This is a genomic window from Mycolicibacterium helvum (genome assembly GCF_010731895.1).
Classification (GTDB): Bacteria; Actinomycetota; Actinomycetes; order Mycobacteriales; family Mycobacteriaceae; genus Mycobacterium; species Mycobacterium helvum.
In genome coordinates this window covers 3966559-3982872 of the sequence record NZ_AP022596.1, presented here as the reverse complement: position 1 = coordinate 3982872, position 16314 = coordinate 3966559, and the positions used below count along the sequence as shown (strand labels likewise).

The window sequence follows — 16314 nt, the reverse complement described above, 5'->3', positions numbered from 1 at the left end:
CGGCGTCGCAGCACGGCGACACAACGTCGCTCACAACGCCGATTTCAGTCACATCGTCAGTGGCTCCCGCCGACCGCCTCAGTCAGGCTGACCCACACCGCAGCGAGCCGTCTGCCCACCACGGCCAGGAGAGCACGTGCCCACCGTCGATGACCAGACACCCGCGAACCACAACACAGCAGACCAACACAACGCCACAACGCCACAACGCCAGCCACAGGCTGGCACATCCGCGACTTCGCTCCCGAAGACCTCGGCGCAGCAATCCAACCGCGCGTCAACGGCCGCCTGCACCACATCGGCGTCGGCCGCATCCACTACCGAAGCCGCGCCCTGATCCTCGTCCAGGACCTCACCATCAGAACCATCAACGCCACCACCGGGGAACTCCTCCGCGAGCTCGTCCTCGACCCCACCAGGAACTACCAACCCACCGGCGCACCCAAAGGCCCAACCCGGAAAAGCTGTGAACCTAATGCAGGTTCACAGCTATTCCGATGTCCTGAGACATCACAAAAGTGCCCCCGGCAGGAATTGAACCTGCGACCTAGGGGTTATGAGCTGTCGTCTCAAGGGGTTTCGCATTTGCGGATAGTCTCGAAACTGCAGTTCAGAACCTCTCAGGTGTCCGATCGTTAGAATTACATCCGAGTGATTTCGGGGGGTTCGCAGGGTTATGTTCCCAAATCTGTTCCCAAAAAATGGCGCTCCGACCACCCGCGGGGGCCACGTCCGGCGACGCGTCAGAATCGGGCGGGCTCCGGATCTGGCGCGGTTGGTTCAGGCTCCGTTGCCGCTTCGGATGCTCGGATCTGTTCACTGCAGTGGTACTGCTCTGCGTCGGGGTGCTCGACGAATTCGAGAAGATTTCCCGCGATCTCCGCTAGTTGGATCTTCACCTCAGCGGGGGTGACGAAGAAATACTCCCGCCGCAGATTCACGCGATTCACCCTTCTGGCGGCGAAATGCTGATGCAGTGAGTGTTCGACACCGACGGCATCGTCAGCGAAAAACAGGGCATGGACATCGAATCCGAACGGGACCGAGGCGTCGCCGAGTTCACGGACGCGGTCCATGGGCTCAAGACGTCTGGTCATCCCGATCTTGACGATCCCTGGCCCGAATGAACCGATGTTGCTGATGACGTAGACGTATCCGGCTCGGATGTTCGCCGTGCGGTGATCGTTGTCGGCGATGCGTCCATCGATCTCGGCGATCCTGGCGGCGAGCTCATCGCGCTCGTCATCTCGGCCCGTGTCGGCGAGTGCTTGATACGCGGCCGCATAGTGCGCGCGTTCCTTGTCGAGCCGCTCGCGCTCTCGGCGCAGTTCTTGTTCGGCGCGTTGTTCTTCGCGCAATCGAGCGCGCTCTTCCCGAGCTTCTTCGCGTTCCTCTTGGACCTTCATCTGATAGTCCGCGGTCAAAGCGAGTTCTCGCAACCGCAGGTCGTGATAGGCCGGGTTGATCTGCATTTCCATCATCGCGGAGTAACGCGCGATCGCCGTGGCCGCGCCGCTGAGACGTTTCTCCGCGGCCCTGAGGTTTCCGGCTTTGACGTAGCGCACGCAGTTCTCGGCTTCAGCGTTATAGGCGCGCAGCATGAGCTTGCTCAGCTCTGCGGTCATCTTGCGTCCCTTGGCTAGGGAGTTGTCGAAGGTAAAGCGCGTCGAGACGTCGATGGCACGACTTTCTGCGATGTACACCTTCACTTCTGAGAAGATCTCGGCGAGCGCTTCCTGGTAGGCAACGGCACTCTCCAAGGGGTGTCGGTAGTTGTAGATGCCGACATCGTGGAGAACTTCGATGCCAGCCTGGAGGGACTCGATCTGAGCGGTCGCCTCGTCCAACTTGTCGTGCAGCTCCCGATTCTCCCGGCGCAGCGCGACGATGATCGCTTCGGACGTCACCTCAGGTGATCCCATCAGCGGACTCCGCGAGAGGTACTGATTGGCTTCAATCCAAAGGCGTTCTTAGACAACGCAGCTCGCATATGCGAGAGCGTTTCCGCCGGATCCACATTGTGGAGGTCGAATTGGCAGAACTCGTCCCGATCGGCTGCGGCCGCTACGAGTGGGAAGACGTCGGCCAATCCTGTTGCGGGATTGAGTCCCTCGGCCTGCAACGTCAACGAGATGGTTTTGATGCGTTCATCGCGGTCGGCTTCAAATACTTCGTGAAACGTGCGTACCGCGACAGCAGCCACCGCGCCGTTGTAGCGCTCCCGCTGTTCTTTCTGGGTGCAGAGTGTCTCGCGAATCTCATCGGAGGCAACGATGTACTTGTAGGCTTTGCCGGCGGGCAGTGCGGCGGGCGTCGGCACGATCACGGTCACGGTCAACTCGCCGAACTCCGCGTCGAAGGTGAACTCATGATCGACCGGGAAGGCCTCGGGGTAGACCGAATTGCCCAGCACCACCCCCACATATTGGGTGATGGCATCCGGGTCGCCAGCATCCAATGCTCGCTGAAAACCCTCCACCTTCTCGTTTGACTCGGCGACCTGTTGCTCCCGGAGCGCGCACGCAGCCTGATAACCAGCCAGGGCCGCGGCGAGTTGATCGGCGCGGCGCCGCTCGGCAGCTGCATGTTCCTCGAGCAGGCGCGCATTTTTTGCAGGTAGAACCTGCTGCACGTAGTCGGACCACTGCTTATGCTGCTGGGCCCATGTGTGCTGCGCTTGAGCTGTAGCTTCGGCGTGTTTTTTCTTGCCGAACACCTTTGCCGTGCCAGTCAGGGGTGGCGGCGGAACAAACTTGGGTTCCTTTGGAGCAGACTCCAACTGCGGCCTGGGTACCGGCTTTTTCAGGTCGTCGTGACCGAAGGGCGGATGCTCGACCCGCTGCTTCAGCGTCTCGATATCGACGTAATCGTCGATCTCGAGTGTCGCAGCCAGGATCGAGTCAATCTGGCTGAACGCATCCTGCGCCTGCGCCGTCTGCCACTCGGCTGACGCCTTCTGCGCATCAACATGGGCCTCCTTGGCCGCCCGCATCGCCCAAGCTCGTTCCTGCGCGCTGGCCCGTTCAGCGGCAGCCTGGGCGCGCTCATACTCCCGCATGGCGCGATCATGGTCACGAACCGCGCGGTTATAAGCCTGGACCGCCGCCGCGTGCTGTCGCCGCTGGTGCTGCTCGGCTAACCGCTGTTGGTGCTGCAATTCCGCGAAAAATCCCCGTCGTCTCCCCACGATGCGGGATCGTACCTACCCAGACTTCATTCGCCCCTCGAAACGACGCAAGTACATCCTCCGCCTGAAGTGGCACCCCGCTGAAGCAAGCCAGAGGAAGCATTGCTGGTCCGCTCTGACAACATGTGCCTGCTCTCCCAATTAAGCCGCCGGTGGCTGTCGCTCAATCGCCAGGGTCAATGCCAGTTCCATGAGACTCCACTTGCGATCAATGGATTCCCAGGTCTGCGATACACAACATGTCGAGTCCTTCACGCGGCAGCTTGACATCCAGATCAAGACTCTCGACCAGCTTCCTCGTTCTTCCTTTCGGATCGGCGGACTTCTTCCATTCATGGGACTCACCCAGGAGACCGAAAAATACCGGCGGCGAGAGGTGGCCCTTCGGCGTGGCCTCGCGAATTCTCATGCCTTGACGGAGAACCGCAGTATCTTCGTAGGCCTCGACGATTCCCGCGCGGGTTGTATGGACCGGGGGCATCCCTGACACGTTGTTGTCAGGACATCGCTGACAGTACCTGCGGGCTTTCGGGTTCGGCGTTCTTGCGTGGTCTGCCGCGCTTTGCCCCGGTGCCGTGGTAGGTGCCGACGGGTCCTAGGTCCAGTTCGCGCAACACCGCTCCGGTGTCGCGGTCGAGCACGACGATGTGATCGGGCTTGGTTTCCATCACGGTGACGCGGTGGCCTGTCCAAGGCTTCCCGATGCCGATCTTTCGCCTGCGGTAGTGGACGCTTCCTGTTGCCGCGACGAGCAGGACGCGGGGCCCGGTCTCGCGCCGGCGGGGCCGCGGGTCGCCGGCGGCGACCTTGGGTTGTGCCCGGTAGACCTCGGCAGGTAGCTGCTGGTCGAGGCCCTGGTGCGGCCGCTCGTGGTTGTAGTGCCAACGGAACTGGTCGCATACCGCTTGGAGCTCATCGATAGTGTCGGCGGGGCCATGGTCAGCGTAGAAATCCTTGAAGGTGCGGTGGTAGCGCTCAAGCTTGCCGCAGGTCTGCGGGTGCGCCGGCCGGGAGTGCAGCTGCTTGATTCCCATGGCGGACAGTCGCTGCTGAAAGTGCACCGGCTCGTGGCCGTCGCGGGAGATGAACTGGACACCGTTGTCGCTGATGAGCTGCCGTGGTGCGCCGTGTTCGGTGATGGCGGCTTCCATGGCACGCCAGGCGGCGAGGGTGGTGAATCGGCGGGTGGCGGTCGCGCCGATGGCGAAGCGGGCGTGGTCGTCAAGGATGTCGACTATCCAGGCTTTGGAGCCGTCGGAGAGCTGGACTTGGGTGCCGTCGATCTGCCATAGGTCATTCGGTGCGTAACGCTCGAACCGTCTCCAGGTGGGTACCGCCCGTCGTCGTTCGCGCGGGGTGACTAGTGAATTCCGTTGCAGCACTCGATGAATCGTCGAAATGGCTGGAGCACGCGGGGTGCCTGAGCGTGTCATTTGCGTGTGGATGGTGCGCGCGCCCCAGCGTGGGTTGGCTCTGCGCAGCCGCACGATCTCGGTCTCGATTTCGGCCGCTGTCTGGGCCGGTGAGGTCAGCGGCCGTCGCGACAGCGGCTCGAGTGCGCTAACGCCGTCGGCGTAGAGCCGCCGCTGATAGACGTAGAAGCTCTGCCGTGAAATGCCGTAGCGGCGGCACGTCTCGGCCACCGTGATCTGGTCGCGCATCGGCGTCAGGAGGATCTCCAACCAGCGTTCGTTCACGCTCAGCACTCTCACTTTCAGAGAGTGTCAGGGATGTCCCCGGAACGATCTGTCAGCCATGTGTCCGGGCTAAACATTATACTCGTTGGATAACGATGACCCAAAGGGGGCCTACCTTTGCCCCAATTCGGCATTGGTTCACTGCTGCTCGACCGTCGAGTCTTCCCCAAAACTGCCGGGACCAGGCAGACGACGTGACCAGGCACGTTAGGTGAGTTCTCGGCGCGCAGGAGACGTAGTTCAGGCAGCGACTGTCGTCGGCGTTGTGGTCAAAACTGTCGTCGGTGCGCTGCGTTGGCGCGGGTCAGCGGCGCTGAAGAAATGCAGTCGCGCGGCGGACTGTCTACGGGCCAGCGCAGCCAGATTCGGCCACGGTGTTCGACGGATTGCCTGCTGACACTGCCCACAACCTTCACCTGACAGAAACCAAAACAGAAACCAAAACAGAAACTTTTGACGTAGACTGGTCCCCAGAGCACCGAAGCCCTGGCGATCAGGGTGAGATCGCTCAGGGCTGGCGTCTAGTTGGGTGACTAGGAGTGCCACTCTAACCGATCCCGTGCGTAGTGCTCTACGAATGGGCGCAAGCCCAGACAAGGAAGCGCCGACATGGCACGAGCAGTGAGTAGGAGCGCGCGGACCGGCCGTTTTGTGAAGGTGTCCACGGCACGCCGGAACCGCCGAACGACCATCACGGAGTCCGTCGGCCGAGGAACGAAGAACGCGAAGGTCGTTTATCGCTCCGCGACGAGTGGAAGGTTCGTAAAGGCGGCGACGGCGCGCAGCAACCCAGCAACCACGATTAGGCAGCGAGTTTGACATGGGTTCTGGTTTCGAGATAAGCCCTGACTTCGAAAAACAGCTTGCCCGCGCGGTCGAGCCGGCTCTGCAGGACGTCGCCGCGAGGCTGCAGGTCGTGCTGGATTCCATGAGGGATCGCTATAAGGGACGACCGATCGCTGAGATCGTGCCTGTTCTGAAACGCGAGTTCGCTCGGTTTGGTGGCTCGATGTCGGATCGGGAAGTGCAAAAGTACGCCACTGCGATCAGCAACGGCATTGCCATCCAAACTCGGGTTGGGAGTTAACTGAACTCCGGGGGCGCGTGGCGGCACAACGCCTCTCGCCCCCGGGTCCGGTCGTGACCCCCAAGCTGGGGCTTGTCGCTCACGTTCACAGGAGCGGGTGGGAATCTCCCAAACTCGGGCCCCTCGGCAGGGGCTGACGGGCAGAATTTAGAGCTACGACTTCTCCTGCGAGAGATATTGCCTCCATGAGCGCAGATGTCGCGCAGGCAGTGAAGAGTCGGTGTCGTACCTACGCCGCCGACACGCGTTCAATTTGCGTGCGTGCATCCGCGAAGCACCGGTTAGCCTTGCCTCTGGCAGGTTATAGTCTTGGTTTCGGATCTGGTTTCTTAGGAGGAGAATGACCTACCCTCGCCGGGAGGTGTACTCGCACGCGCCGCTCGCGATGGTGACGGTGGAGGTCCAGCTCAACTATGAGCCACAAATCAAGAAACAGAGCACACTCGATGGCTTCGGTACGGCTGTTAGAGAAGTTCTTCCCATCCTAGAGCTCTCAGGCGTCTTTCCGAAAGGCAACGACCGCCAGAGTTCCGATGACGATTCACCTAAGCTACGCGCAATTCGACAGGACGGGCAAGCGATCGCAACATTGTCGCCAACATCTCTGTCGTTTGCGGTTTCCGGAGAGACCTACAGGGGTTATGAGGAAACCTTCGAACCGTTCCTCCGTGCGGTTGTCGAGGCATACCAGACATGCGTAGCCAACTCTTCGGTACGCCGAATCGGGTTACGTTATCTTGACGAAATTCGGGTTCCAGAACCGCCGGGTGATCTGGCTGGGTGGAGTTACTGGATTGCGCCGGAGCTAGTGGCTGCTTCGACGATACTTCCAGGCGGCGAACACAACGGTATACGAGCGTCTTATCACAATTCTGAAGGCGACCGTGAATTAGTTTACTGGTGGGGAACATTTCACGGTGCGACGGTAGTGGGCCAAGACCAGCCATTTAGCAGGAGCGACCTGCCGAAAACACGGATGTTTGTGCTCGACGTTGACAGTGCGACGACATTTCCCGAATATCATGTCTTTGGCGCCGACGATATTTTGGAAACGGTGAGAAGTTTACACGAACCGGTCGGACTTGTGTTTCAGAAATCGATTACCGATGCGGCGCGTCGGATGTTTCGGGGGGAGAAGTAGAAATGGGTACTTCGGGGTCGAGCCGAAGCGTCACGTCATCGTTTGCAATGAGGTCTGGGTCACGTCTTGCGTCTTACGAGCAACGTACCAATGACACAGCCCTAGACGATGACTGGAAAGGCCATGTTTGGAAAGACGATGCTTGGAACAGTGACTGGCACTGGCGGCAACAGCGCCAAGACCATGATCGGCTCGGTGCGAAGCTTGAGCAAGAACATCGTGGTTATTACGCGGATCTCATCACCACGACTGCACGTGAAATGGAAAAGAAGTCGAGCAAAGACCTACTCGACGTTCTGGCCACGGACTACGGATTCGCTTGGGTTGACATAGCGCAGATGCTAGGTGTGAGCGTGCCCGCTCTGCGGAAGTGGCGAACGACCGGAAATGCAACACCTACGAATCACCAAAGGCTGTCTAAACTCGCTGCGTTCGTTCATTCACTCGCGACCGTAGGGGCTATTGAGTCGCCCGCAAACTGGCTGTTGTTGCCGCCGATTAGTGAATTCACACTGACTCCAAAGGAAATTTACACGACCGAGTCTGCGCCAATCATTCTCGACTACGCATGCGGCAACATAAGTGCAGAGGCGATGTTTGACGAATTGGTAAAGGATTGGCGCCAGACTCGTCACTCTAACTACGAGGTGCTCGAGTTCGACGACGGTTCAAGCGGAATTGTGAGGCGTGCCTGAAGCGATGGCTGAATCGCTCGAACCGTTGCCGCCAGTCGACTCCTTGTACGACTATCGTTCTGGCGTCGAAGAAGTTCCGAATTGGTTACCGTACAACCAAGGCGATGTGTTTGACGATGTCGAAGCACTCGGCGTCGCGAATCACTCTGGCGCGGTGATGTTATTTATGCATCCATGCACAATGCGCGATGCCAAAGGAATTCGCGAATTCGTCACTGTAGTGTCGGTGCGTGAACAGAGTGCTAGCAAGCTCTTGGACTTAGCTTTTTGGGATAAGCGCTATAAGGCGATGCCGCTGCCTGACTTGAAGGGCGACGGGCACTCCACGCATTACGGCGACTTGATGACCGTCAACACGATCGCGTCAAGTGCGATACCTCGTAGCAAGAGAATCGCCCAGCTGTCGTTAGTTGGGCGTCTACATTTCCTGCATCGAACGATCTTTCACCTGACACGGTTTGCCCCGTCAACTAGTGAATTGGAGCTAGCTACTCGGGCGGTGGAGCGCGAGTTGCAGCAGCAAACAGACTGGTTAGAAGAAGCCAGCCGGGGAGTAATTCTCACCAGTGACCAAGTAGATGCGATCGAGCACACCTTTCAGAATTACCTGGACGGCCCCTGGGTCGCGCGTGCGGGAGAACCGCAGCCACCGATGGGGACGTTGCGGGAGGGACTACACGCCGCGGACTCAAGTCACGCAGTTCGTCGGATTCAGCGAGACATCGCTGAGGGACTGCCAAGCCAGGAACGGCACCAGGATTGATAACGCCCAGTGCGCCCACGTGCGGTCGCACGTCCTCCTGAGAGCGATCCCCCTTTGACGACATACGACTCTCGTGAAATTGCATCACCGCGACCTTGATGTCAGATGCTCCTATGTTGCGGCAATGATTCTAGGGTCGTTGGCGATGGTTTGAGAGCGTGGAAGACTTCGCGGACGAAGTAGCTCTTTGAGACAGGGCATCACCTCGTTAGTAGCATCTCCATGATCACCAGTCGCGGACTCCATAGTCGTGATGTTCTGAGCCTGCCGACTCAGAAATGGGGCTGCGGACGAATCGACGTCGACCGATCGCCGCGGCACAACGACATTTCTCCCCGAGACTCGTTGTCGAAGTGCACGGTTGGTTGCGATCGGCGCCCGCGACCGGATGTGGCTCTCTCGCCACCCATGTGTGTGACGCTGGCCGGCGTAGGCCGCGCAGCCAAAGCTCAGGAGGTCAATTCGGTGCCGCACGCTCCGCGCACCGTAACCTCGGCCAATGCTAATAGGAGCTGAGGCCGCAATTCCGGCGGGCACGACTTGGTACGGAAATGACGATAGATTGGGCCGATTTGATTGGGGTTTAGTCCTTCTGTGTTGCGGGTTATCACCCAGTTGATGAGGGCGCTGTTGTCGACGTCGGCCAGGGCTTTCACCACCTCGTGCAGGAATGTGACGTGGGCCTTGGGATTGTCGAGTGCGCGGATGAGAGCCTCGGTTGCTTGCTGCCCGGCGAGCCGGCCGAGTCGACCGAGTGCGCGCGCAACTTCTATTCCGAATACGGAGTCTGCGTGGTCGAGTACCTCGCATAGGACGGCGGTCCCAGCCGTGTCCCCGCAGTTGGCAAGTTTGATCGCGGCTACTCCCCGAGTGAGGATGTCGGGATCCTGGAGCTCCAACTTCTCGACGGCCATCTCGTCCTCTAGCCATTTTGTTGAGCTGCTGGGCGATTCGCCTGGATCGGACGGTTCGTCAGGAGGCGGGTCGGGGAGTGCGTCAGAGCTGTCGGTTGGATCTTTCTGGATGGCCGGTGCTGGCTCGCTGTAGCTTTCGGCCGCCGCGGTTGCAGCGCCGATCTCGGCGTCGGTGTCGCTGTGTAGCTGGTGCAGGATTTCGTGCGCCTCTGGTCCCCCGATGGCGGCGACGGCCCTGATGGCGCTTTCGCGGAGTTCTGGGGGAACATCGCTGTCCTGGCTCACCAGGGCGCGAAGCGGTTCGATCGCGCATGGCCCGCAATGTCCGAGCTCGCTGGCAGCCGTGAGGCGGATATCGAGATCCGCGTCATCTGTGTTCATTACCGCGCCCAGGGCTTTGATCACCGCTGGGTCCTTGCCGTGACCTCTGACGAGTATCGGGGTGACGATGTTACGTGTTTCGGGGTCGGAGTGGGGGTCTGCGGCGATGTTGCACAGGAATTGGATTGATTCGGCGTCACCGAGCAAGCTGAGAATTGTAGCGACCATGTGCCGAACCTGGTATCGCTGGCCGAACGGCAGAAAATCTTCCCAGGTAGCGTACTGCTCGCTTTCACCGCGGCCGAGCGCGGGATCAGTCAGGAACGTGCGTAGCGTGGCCGGGCCGGCTGGATCAGGGGACCCTGCGAGTGCGAAGGCGGCGGTCTCGCCGTCAGATCCTGTCAGCAGTCCTCGTAGTGCATCGATGGCTTTCGCGCCGCCGATGAGTCCGAGAGCGTCGATCGCCACCGTGCGCACTGCTGGATCCGCTGGCGGGTTGAGCAGCGGCAGGCACTTGCTGATAAGGCTATTCACGCTGGCAGACACTTCGGGCTGTGCGCGGCTTTCGGGGTCGAGCTCGGGGATCGCCGCGGCCGCGATTGACAGCGCGACATGCAGCGGATCCTGTGACCGGTTGACAAGTTTGGGCAGAATGGTTTTGGGGGCCAGGGATGTCAATTGGAGCCAGGTCTGATACCAGTCGGGTTCAAGGTGCAGATGCGATGTGAGGCACTCTTCGACCAGGTCGTTATGCGTCATCAGATGCTCCGCGACGAGGTATTCGGCGAAGGTGCGGTGAACAAATAGGTAAGAAGGGGTGAGGCCCGCCCTGACGTCGCCATCACGCACGAGGACACCAGCGCTTGTTAGAGCCGCGATCGCATCCGCGGGTTTCATACCGGATGTTAGTTTGATCGCCTCGAGGTGACCGTCCAAGGTGGTGGTGGGGATACGGTCAAGCCAGCCATCCTCGCTGGTGGCGATGCGGTAGGCGAGTGGCTGCAGAATGCCGCGAAGAGTGTTGACACGTTGTGTGGGGTCAGCGGGAAGCGCAGCTGCCTTGAAGGTCCCTCCTGGTGATTGCTCGCCGCTGAGGAACCGATAGAGGATGCGTTGGTAGATGACTGCGCGTGTCCGTGGGAGATCTTCGCTGGGATCAAGTGCAAGGTGGCACAGCAGCGCCAATAGCAGCGGGATTCGGGCCATGCCTCCTAGCGCCGGGGTGCGGAGGAGCTTTGTCAGTTCCTGTTTCCGGTCGCCGGGCAGATCCAGGGCAGCAACATATTCCTCGGGATGATCGAAGGGGCGCAGTTCCACTTCGCATACCTGCCGGGAGTTGAGAATTCCCATGTTGTAGCTTGCGATTCGGCACGTGACGATGAACTTGGCGTCCTTATTGGGTTGTCTGTCGAGCATGTCGGACACGGTGTAGCGCTGCTCGGCCGGGGTTTCATCGAACGCATCGAGTAGGAACGTGACTTTGCCCTCGCGGCAGCGTGTTTCGAGCCATTGGCGAAGACCGAGGGTCATTGCGCTGTCTAGGTCGGCGAGTTCTGCGACGGCCGCCTCGGCGAGAGCGCCGGGGTGAGCGGCGAGGGCGTCGCATCGCAGCGCAATGGGCAAATCAACATCATCGGGATTGACGTCATCATTGCCGAGTTGGTCCGCTGCGTTCTTCGCTAGGCGTATGGCGTGCATCTGTAGCGCCCAGGATTTTCCGACGCCGGGATCGCCGAGGACGATCACCTGCTGATGGTTATTGACGACGTTGTCGTATGTCGAGAGGTCTTCGTTGGCCGTAGGACGTGCGGCTGCAGGAAGATAGGGGTTGTCGGTGGGTTGGGTTTTTCGGCGTAGCCCGACGCGGACGTTGGCCTCAACATTGATGTTCGCGGGGTCGTCTCGGCCTTTAAGGTAAGCCAGCCGCTCGATGTTGTGTTGTTGTCGCTCGGATTCGCGTCTGCACCAATTGGCGACTTGTTCGCGCACCTGCAGTGGGTCCAGTGTTGGCACGCGCAGTGCGGCGAGTTGGGGTGTTTGCCTGATCGCGAAAAGCAGCGCTTGCGGAGTAATGCGGCTTCCTGGTTGGGCCCCCGCAGTAATGATGGCGTCTATGACGCAGGCAGGCAGGATCTCGCAGAAATGGTCGGCATCGATGTCGTGTTTTTTGCCGAAGTCGGTCAGGTTGGCGTAGCCGGGAGTTCGCTTCAAGAGATGCCTGCGGCGGGTGGTGATCGCCTTGGTGAGCTGGCGGCGGATGTCAGCAGGGTCGGGGGTGCCGATGGCGCATTTGGATACGGCAGCGGCGAGGTGCTGGTCTTCAAATGGGGCGAAGATTGCTTTGCCGTGCCCGTCCCACCACTGGGTCTGTGGGCTGTCGGTGGCGGGTTTCTTGCGCTTGATAATCGCGAGAGCCCTCTTGGGCAGCCGCTTCCAAAAGACGTCTTCACGGTTCTCACCGTTGAGGTCGCGGCGGGTCCGCGCCCTGTATGCGGCGAGGGCAAGCCCAGCGGCAAAGGCCTCGGCGAGCTCCTGCCTGGCTTGTGCATCTTTAAAATGCTGCCCAACTTGACCGACGAGGACGCCGGAGGCTTTAGCTGCCGCGCTGGTAGCGGCCTTGCGAGCGGCCTCGCCAGTGAGAACGGTCCCCAATACCGCCAGGGTGATTGACATCTTCGTCTCGCCTCACACGTCGCAGCCGCCTGTGCCGGTCATACGTTAACCATGCGGCTCTCGGATCCGCCACGGAAATGACAAAAGGTGCGGTCCGCAATTCTAATCAGGATTGCGCACGACTGAGTGCCTCAATTGATGTGTAGCCACATCGGAACGCTGAAGTTCGCCATGGCTTCTGAAGCGTGCTTTTGATACCAGATGCTCCCCTAGATTGCGGCAATGGTCTTCGCGCTCGTTGGCGGCGGTTTCAGGGCGGTGGAAGACTTCGCGGGCGATGTAGCGCTTGAGACATCGCACCACTTCGTTAGCCGCATGACCAGGACGACGTGCAGCGCCCGGTTCGCGTCGCGGTTACCGCCGCGGTTGAGTCCGTGCCGGATGGTCTACGCCGCCACCAACCCACCCGCGACTACATGGCGCGGCGCACCGCCGAAGGAAAATCAAAGAACCTGCTTATGCGTGTCGACACCCACAGTTACCTGTGGTTGGCTTGATACGGCGATGGTGGATTCCATTGCAGCCCTTCCTGTAACTGGACCTTCTGGGATGGGCAGAGCCGCCGGGCGGGGACGATACTGGTACGGGATGCTTGGTCGCGGTCCTATTAGGTCACTCCGTCCGGCGGTTCCGCGCCGAACCGGATGCAGTCGATGAATCTGGAAATTGCAGGCGCACAACAACGCTCGTGGGCGGTCAAGATACGAGTCAGACAGCACCCGTCCGGACGCGGACCCTACCGACGCACCAGCACTCAAAGACCGCAGAACGCCGGTCCTCCTTTAATACCAGTAGAGAAAGTTCTCACAGCTCCGGCGGATCACCGTTCCGCTCTCAAGGAACATCTCGCAAATGTTGTACCGGCGGATGGGAGCGGCAGCAGACGGACGCCTTTTGTCATCGGCTGAGGAGCTCATGCTGCTGTGTCCTCGTTCGAATGCCGGGTCTAGAGTTCGACTACGTCGTCGAGTCCCGCTTGCCGGCTCTGGCACTTCCCGCGATTTAGCTTGTCTGCGACTCCCGAATGCCCGCGCCGCCAGTCCTGTAGCGCGATCCTGCGGTCAGTGATCTGCCGAAGTCGGCGAGACTGTAGTGCAGAAACGCGGCCGCAACCCGCCGAGTTGCCAAGCGCCTGCGCTGCGATGTCATGGGCAGTGCGGGCTTGATCTCTGTCGTTGGAAACGACTCCGCGAACGAGTTGGGCCGCATGTCGACTCGAGTCACGAGACGCATTGTTGGGCTCGGGTTGCGAGTAGTGACCTGCCTTCTGGTCGCCGCCGAGCTGCTCGGTGAGATATGCAGCGTTGGCCTGGCGTCCTCGACTCATGGCAACGTAGAACACTGCACGGGTGGTGTTTTTGTTCACCACGGCGTGGGTGGTCTCGGCGGTGGCACCTTGTGCGGAGTGGACAGTGACGGCGTAGCCGGGGGCGATGTGGTCGCGTAGGTAGTCGCCGGTGAAGACGGTGCGGGCACCGTCACTGACGCGGCGCGCCGCGATGCGCTGTTTGGCAGGGTCGATGGCGTAGACGCGCCACCGATTTCCATTGCGCACCGGGTCGGCATGTTGGGTGCTGTCCGTTGCATGCAAGACGCTGATCGCGGTTTCGTTGCGGCGGCTAATGATCAGGTCGCCAACGGAAATCTGATGACCACGTGCAGCGGTCACCTTTGGCGCGTTCGGGCCGATGGTGTCGTTGTGGATGCGTTGGTTCAGGGCGTCGGCCATCTCCCTGGTGTCACACACGAGCAGGCTATCTTTGCCCGCTGCGATGTCCCGTCGATACGCTGCCAAAGCAGCGCTGGCCATGGCGATTTCGTCTCCGGCATGCAGACGGCCCTTCTTGCGATACCACTCAATCGCGCGGCGCACCGGGGCCGGTCCCCCATCGCGCAGCGCAAGGGATGCACTGCGCTCTTCTCGGTCGCGCATCCGCCACACTTCCGACAGCTTCTGCGTCCACGGCAGGTCGGAGCAGAGCTGCGCGAACATGCCGCCGCGGGCCTTCACCGGGGCGAGCTGGTGTTGATCGCCGACTAAAACTATCTTGGCCCCCGCGACCGTGGTCGCAGTGAGCAGGCGTCGCAGATCGTCGGTGCCGACCATGCCTGCTTCGTCGACAATGACGAGGTCGGTATGTCTGAGGGTCAGGCTGTGATTGTCGATGTCGCGCAGCGCTTTGGCGATGGTGTAGCCCACGTCTCCGGCGCCTTCGCGGACCGCGACATCGACGGCGTTGCCTGTCGGCGCCAACACGATCACTCGCCCGCTTCGGCGGCGACGAGCCATCGCTACCAGAGCCCGCATTGACGTCGTCTTGCCAGCCCCGGCAGGCGCGCTCAGTGGCTGCACCAACCACGGTGAGACGCCGATATTTACAACTGCGCGTTGCTGATCCGGCGATAGCCCGTCGATGTCGTCAGGCAGACCCCACAGGATTGACCGCGGGTCGTGGGCATCGACGAGATCGAGCACTGCGGCTTCTTCGGCCAAGATCAGATCGAGCGTGAACCGCTCGTGACCTTCGCGCTGATGCGCCTCGCGTGGGGTGGTCAGCCGTACCGCGATCTCGCCGACCGCTTCCTCGACCAGTTCGCGCGGTGAGCGTGCGGTGTCGAATGGCAACTGAGCGCCGACGACCTCGACGAGATCAGCGCGGCTGAACGCGGCCTTCTCGATCATGGCGGCGGCATCGACGATCCGGTGCCGGTCGAACCGCGGCCCGCTCGTGGCTAGACGGTCGCGGCGGGCCCGGCGGTGCGCCGCAGAATCGATGCGCACGCCGCGCTCGTCGGTGCGCCATCCGGCCCGCAACTCTGTCCACGCGAGTTCTTCGGGCTTGCTTGGACGGGTGGCCTTTTGAGCCGTTGCGAGCTGGGATGCCGTCGGCCCGCCGCTCGCGTTTACCGCAAGATTTACCGCGGCCCACTCTCGCAGTTGAGAAGACCGCTGGGACCACGCCGTGATGCTGTTCGGGTCGATGCCGGCGACCTCCGCCATGCCCGTTGACGGGTCGACAGGCAGCCATTCGTAACCCAACGATCGATGCAGTTCGCGGCGCAGCGTGGCCTGATAGATGATGCCGGCGGCCTTGGCTTCGTGATAGAGCGACGTGCCATCGATCGACACCAATCGACCGTCGCCGCGGGCTTGGCGGTTGGGCACGATGACGTGGGTGTGCAGGTGCGGATCACCCGACCGCGAGGTCTCATGTTGGTATGCGATCCCCACCAAACCGGGCAGCCGAACGAGGTCCTTCTTCGCCGTTGTCGGATTGTGGACCCGGGTGTATCCGGCATGGCTCGCAAGGTATTCCATCGCCTCGAAAATTGCGGTCGTGTGGGCGTCCGCGATCGCCTTCTCGGTGACGTCGTCGGCCCGGATTGCGCGGATCAGCGACACCGACTTCGGCGCGCAGAACGTCAGATCGAAGCCATGCACACTACCGTTTCGGAAGCCACGACCCGTCGTGCCGTTGGGTGATTCTCCGCCCACTAACCACCGCTCCACGGTGTCGGTTTCGGCCTCTCCACCCGCCCGGTCGAGGTCCGATAATCCGACCAGTTCGGCCGCGCGGCGGCCGTCCCCTGCGCATAACCAAACCGGTGTCCGGGTGTCGTGTTCGGAGTAGTACTCCCCCAGCCCGCCGCCGGCCTTCTGCGCGTCGATAGCCGCGCGGGCGGTCTCGTTGTAGTAGTTGATCGACCAGGCCGACAGCTTGGCAATCGTCAGCATGTCGATCACCTCTCGAACCCGAGATCGCCCAGGGCTCAATACCGCCGGGCGGCGAACGCAACGTTCGCTACCGCCAATCTCGCACACCCTTGTGCAAATG

Annotated in this window: 10 protein-coding genes; 4 read left to right on the top strand and 6 right to left on the bottom strand. The window is 61.0% G+C overall.

From position 1 onward, the window contains the following. Positions 1-743: 743 nt before the first annotated feature. The 4 genes from G6N38_RS18730 to G6N38_RS18715 form a co-directional block, all read right to left on the bottom strand. On the bottom strand, positions 744-1922 hold the full coding sequence (locus G6N38_RS18730; protein ID WP_163749572.1) for an SNIPE associated domain-containing protein: 1179 nt from the start codon (positions 1920-1922) through the stop codon (positions 744-746). After that, on the bottom strand, positions 1922-3187 hold the full coding sequence (locus G6N38_RS18725) for a hypothetical protein (protein ID WP_163749571.1): 1266 nt from the start codon (positions 3185-3187) through the stop codon (positions 1922-1924). The genes G6N38_RS18730 and G6N38_RS18725 overlap by 1 nt, the downstream gene beginning before the upstream one ends. Positions 3188-3395: 208 nt before the next feature. Then, on the bottom strand, positions 3396-3668 hold the full coding sequence (locus G6N38_RS18720; RefSeq protein WP_163749570.1) for a hypothetical protein: 273 nt from the start codon (positions 3666-3668) through the stop codon (positions 3396-3398). A gap of 16 nt (positions 3669-3684) precedes the next feature. Then, the gene (locus tag G6N38_RS18715; RefSeq protein WP_163749569.1) at positions 3685-4884 is read right to left on the bottom strand and encodes an IS481 family transposase; all 1200 of its coding nucleotides are present in this window, start codon (positions 4882-4884) and stop codon (positions 3685-3687) included. A gap of 820 nt (positions 4885-5704) precedes the next feature. On the opposite strand from G6N38_RS18715, the gene G6N38_RS18710 reads away from it, so the two are divergent. From G6N38_RS18710 to G6N38_RS18695, 4 genes are all read left to right on the top strand, one after another. Beyond that, entirely contained in the window at positions 5705-5971 is a 267-nt protein-coding gene (locus G6N38_RS18710; RefSeq protein ID WP_163749568.1) for a hypothetical protein, read from the top strand. Positions 5972-6311: 340 nt separating this feature from the next. Then, a complete protein-coding gene (locus tag G6N38_RS18705) occupies positions 6312-7112 on the top strand; it encodes a TIGR04255 family protein (protein WP_163749567.1) in 801 nt (266 codons plus the stop codon). 47 nt (positions 7113-7159) lie between these two features. Next, on the top strand, positions 7160-7807 hold the full coding sequence (locus G6N38_RS18700; protein WP_163749566.1) for a hypothetical protein: 648 nt from the start codon (positions 7160-7162) through the stop codon (positions 7805-7807). After that, the gene (locus G6N38_RS18695; RefSeq protein WP_163749565.1) at positions 7800-8570 is read left to right on the top strand and encodes a hypothetical protein; all 771 of its coding nucleotides are present in this window, start codon (positions 7800-7802) and stop codon (positions 8568-8570) included. The genes G6N38_RS18700 and G6N38_RS18695 overlap by 8 nt, the downstream gene beginning before the upstream one ends. Positions 8571-9019: 449 nt before the next feature. Here the strand turns inward: G6N38_RS18695 and G6N38_RS18690 are convergent, their stop codons facing one another. Continuing rightward, a complete protein-coding gene (locus G6N38_RS18690; protein ID WP_163749564.1) occupies positions 9020-12478 on the bottom strand; it encodes an NACHT domain-containing protein in 3459 nt (1152 codons plus the stop codon). 946 nt (positions 12479-13424) lie between these two features. Continuing rightward, positions 13425-16214 carry a MobF family relaxase gene (mobF, locus tag G6N38_RS18685; RefSeq protein WP_163749563.1) on the bottom strand — a complete coding sequence of 930 codons (2790 nt, stop codon included), beginning with the start codon at positions 16212-16214 and terminating at the stop codon, positions 13425-13427. Positions 16215-16314 lie beyond the last annotated feature (100 nt).

Excerpts from the sequence above, each read along its gene's own strand:
- G6N38_RS18730 (WP_163749572.1), bottom strand. The coding sequence starts at position 1,922 with ATGGGATCACCTGAGGTGACGTCCGAAGCGATCATCGTCGCGCTGCGC.
- G6N38_RS18700 (WP_163749566.1), top strand. The coding sequence starts at position 7,160 with ATGAGGTCTGGGTCACGTCTTGCGTCTTACGAGCAACGTACCAATGAC.
- G6N38_RS18690 (WP_163749564.1), bottom strand. The coding sequence starts at position 12,478 with ATGTCAATCACCCTGGCGGTATTGGGGACCGTTCTCACTGGCGAGGCC.
- G6N38_RS18720 (WP_163749570.1), bottom strand. The coding sequence starts at position 3,668 with ATGCCCCCGGTCCATACAACCCGCGCGGGAATCGTCGAGGCCTACGAA.
- G6N38_RS18705 (WP_163749567.1), top strand. The coding sequence starts at position 6,312 with ATGACCTACCCTCGCCGGGAGGTGTACTCGCACGCGCCGCTCGCGATG.
- G6N38_RS18710 (WP_163749568.1), top strand. The coding sequence starts at position 5,705 with ATGGGTTCTGGTTTCGAGATAAGCCCTGACTTCGAAAAACAGCTTGCC.
- mobF (WP_163749563.1), bottom strand. The coding sequence starts at position 16,214 with ATGCTGACGATTGCCAAGCTGTCGGCCTGGTCGATCAACTACTACAAC.